The organism is Paraburkholderia sp. GAS448 (assembly GCF_050435685.1).
Classification (GTDB): domain Bacteria; phylum Pseudomonadota; class Gammaproteobacteria; order Burkholderiales; family Burkholderiaceae; genus Paraburkholderia.
On the sequence record NZ_JBNDKT010000117.1, the window covers coordinates 1 to 3,034 of the forward strand.

A 3,034-nucleotide genomic window follows, 5' to 3' on the forward strand; every position below is an offset into this window, starting at 1 on the left:
CTGTTCTTTTTGCCGTGGAATCGGCGTTCACTTTGCCGTGGAATTCGTGTTCTTTTTGCCGTGGAATCCCTGTTCACTTTGGCGTGGAATATTCATCCAGCGTTCGTACGCCGCGCTCGCTGAGGGATACGGCTTCCGGATCGACGCATGTCCACCGCACGACCCGCAGAAGAAGGGAATCGTTGAGTCGGGCGTCAAGTATGTCAAGAAATCCTTTGTGCCGCTGCGCACGTTCCGCGACCTGACCGATGCCAACCGGCAGCTGCGCGAATGGATCATGCAGCAGGCCAGCACGCGCGAACATGGCACGACACGCGAGCAGCCGCTGGCGCGCTTTGCCATCGAGAAGCCGCTGCTCACGACGCTGCCTGACGTTGCGCCGGTGCTGGCTGTATGGAGCGAAGTCAAGGTGCATACGGACGGACACGTCGTCTACAGGAAGGCGCTGTACTCCGTGCCGTTCACGCTGGTTGGCAAGAGCTTGTGGCTCAAGTCCACCGATACGGTCGTACAACTGTTCCACCAGCACGAACTCGTTGCAACGCATCCGCGGCTGCGCAAAGCCGGCGATCGCCACACGGTGCGGGACCACCAGCCGCCGGCGGCACAGGCGTGGCTCGAACACGATCCGCAGTGGTGCCTGGCTCGCGCGAAGGAGATCGGGCCGTCCTGTCACGCGCTGGTTCTCGCGATGTTCAACGACACGGTACTGGTGAACCTGCGTGGCGCGCAGGGCATCGTCCGAATGCGCGAGAAGTTCGGCGATCAACGACTAAACGCCGCGTGCGAGCGTGCGCTCGCGTTCGCGAGCCCGAAGTACCGCACCGTCAAGACCATCCTCGACAAGGGACTGGACAGCCAGCCCGCAGCGGCGCAAACGTCAACGGCGCCTGCTGACACCTATCTGAACGGCGGCCGCTTCGGTCGTGACCTCCACTCCCTTCTCCTGCATTGAACATCATGAATCCCAGTCCCGAACTGAATACGATCCTCAAGCAACTGCGCCTGTCCGGCGTACTCGACTCGCTCGAGCAGCGCAACCGTCAGGCGATCGACGGACAGCTCGCCTACACGGAATTCCTCGCCATGCTCCTGCATGATGAAGTCGCGCGGCGAGACCAGAAGAAACTCGGCGCGCGTCTCGTGCGCGCCGGCTTCGGGCTAGGCAAGACACTGGAAACCTTCAACTTCGACCGGCTGCCGAAGCTCAACCGCGCACACATCCACGATCTCGCCACCGGTCGTTACATCGACGAGAAGGTGGCAATCCTGATGGTCGGTCAAACAGGCGTCGGCAAGTCCCACATCGCCCAGGCGCTGGGCCACTGCGCTGCGCGTCAGGGGCGGGACGTGCTGTTCGTCACGCAAACCGATCTGATCAAGAAGCTGCATGCGGCCCGCGCCACGGGCCTCTACGAACGCAAGTTCCAGCAGTTCGTGCGTGTGCCACTGCTGATCGTTGACGACTTCGCGCTCAAACCCCTGCGGGCGCCACACGACGAAGACTTCCACGACCTGGTGGCGGCCAGGTATGAGCGGGCAGCTACCATCCTGACATCCAATCTCGATCTCAGCGAATGGGGTGACGCCTTCCCCGACAACCGGGTTCTCGGCGCCGCGACACTCGACCGGCTACGTCACGGTGCCTACCGCATCGTCATCGAGGGCGAGAGCTTCCGCAAGCCTAAACCGATGCCTGAAAACGGCGAAACCGCCGTTGCAAAATCCAGTAAAAAACCGCATTCTTGAGGCCGTTCGAATCCGCGTTTGACACCACTTCCAACTGGCGCCATTACGGCGATCATCCCCGGCGCCTTTACGCCGATCCGTGACACTCGGCATCCAGCTTGTCGTTCTTCACGTGCTTGCCACCCTTGCGATACGGCGCGGCGAACTGCGGCGCGATCAGGCGGACTTCGTGGCCGAGCGCGCGCAGTTTGCGCGCCCAGTAGTGGGCTGCGCTGCACGCTTCCATTGCGACCAGGCACGGCGCGAGGTTGGCAAACCATTCGAGAAACTTCTGCCGCGAGATGGCTTTCGTGACCACCACGCGTTCCATGCTGTCCACGCCGTGTACTTGGATCAGGTTCTTGGCCAGATCCACGCCGATACGAGTAATCTTGTCCATGACTTTCCCCTTCTCAGATGGGTTGCCTAGCACCAACCATCCTGGCATATCGCTATGCCACGAGATCGGGAAAGTCCTTACTAATTCGGATGACCCTGAGGAAGCTGCGGCTTCTTTGTGTCTTCGTTCTTGCTGCTTTGCTCAACCTCAGCATTGCCCCCGACGTGATCGTGTGACGCCGACGGAACGCAAGACGAATTGTTCAGGGCCGACTACTTATGCCGCCAACGAATAGAACTGCTCGGCAACAGTTTGTCGGGCGCCGTTGTCTTTCATCTGCCCCTTGGCGATCATGTGAGCCACCTCGATGCCACCGAGTAGGATGCGTGCGCACCGGAAATTCTTGAACCCGAGCATGGGGCGGGTACGCCGCTTGATCGCGCGGTGGTCTTGTTCGATGATATTGTTCAAGTACTTCGTCTGCCGGATCTTGATGGGCGTTTCGCGCTCGGCGCTGATGGCTTCCAGCGCAGCCAGATTGGCGCCGCTTTTGTCGATCGTCACCGTCTCGGGTTCGCCATTCTGGGCGATTGATTTTTCGAAATACCGCCGCGCGCCGCTGTCTTATCCCGATGGGCCCGCAGCAGGAAGTCGATGGTGTTGCCGGCCTTGTCGACGGCGCGATACAGATATTTCCATTGGCCATTGACCTTAATGTAGGTCTCGTCGACGCGCCAACTCTTGCCGACGGGGCGTTTGTGGCTGCGAAACGCTTTTTCCAGCACCGGCAGCAGCTTGAGGGCCCAACGATGCACGGTTGAATGATCCACTGAGACGCCTCGCTCCGCCATCATTTCTTCCAGGTTTCGCAGGCTGAGCGGATAGGCCACATACCAACGCACGCAAGTCAGGATCACATCAAGCGGGTAATGCAGGCGTTTGAGCACGCGGGCCACGATCGGATTC

General features: G+C 60.4%; 3 protein-coding genes and 1 pseudogene. 2 read left to right on the forward strand and 2 right to left on the reverse strand.

What is annotated here, in order from left to right; translation table 11 throughout:
• Positions 1–955, forward strand: a 955-nt coding sequence (locus P3T23_RS47365; RefSeq protein WP_429322905.1) for a Mu transposase domain-containing protein, incomplete at its 5' end; no start/stop codon positions are given.
• 5 nt (positions 956–960) lie between these two features.
• On the forward strand, positions 961–1,749 hold the full coding sequence (istB, locus tag P3T23_RS47370; protein ID WP_408321108.1) for an IS21-like element helper ATPase IstB: 789 nt from the start codon (positions 961–963) through the stop codon (positions 1,747–1,749).
• 85 nt (positions 1,750–1,834) lie between these two features.
• Here istB and P3T23_RS47375 read toward each other — a convergent pair.
• Together P3T23_RS47375 and P3T23_RS47380 are read right to left on the reverse strand one after the other, a co-directional pair.
• Positions 1,835–2,128 (reverse strand): annotated as a pseudogene (locus P3T23_RS47375) (IS110 family transposase); the annotation flags it as partial.
• A 216-nt stretch (positions 2,129–2,344) separates the two neighbouring features.
• Positions 2,345–3,027, reverse strand: a protein-coding gene (locus P3T23_RS47380) for an IS6 family transposase (RefSeq protein ID WP_429322906.1) whose coding sequence is annotated in 2 segments (ribosomal slippage) — positions 2,345–2,683 and positions 2,686–3,027 — 681 coding nt in all. Because the reading frame shifts where the segments join, the coding sequence is not laid out codon by codon here.
• Positions 3,028–3,034 lie beyond the last annotated feature (7 nt).

Excerpts from the sequence above, each read along its gene's own strand:
- istB (WP_408321108.1), top strand. The coding sequence starts at position 961 with ATGAATCCCAGTCCCGAACTGAATACGATCCTCAAGCAACTGCGCCTG.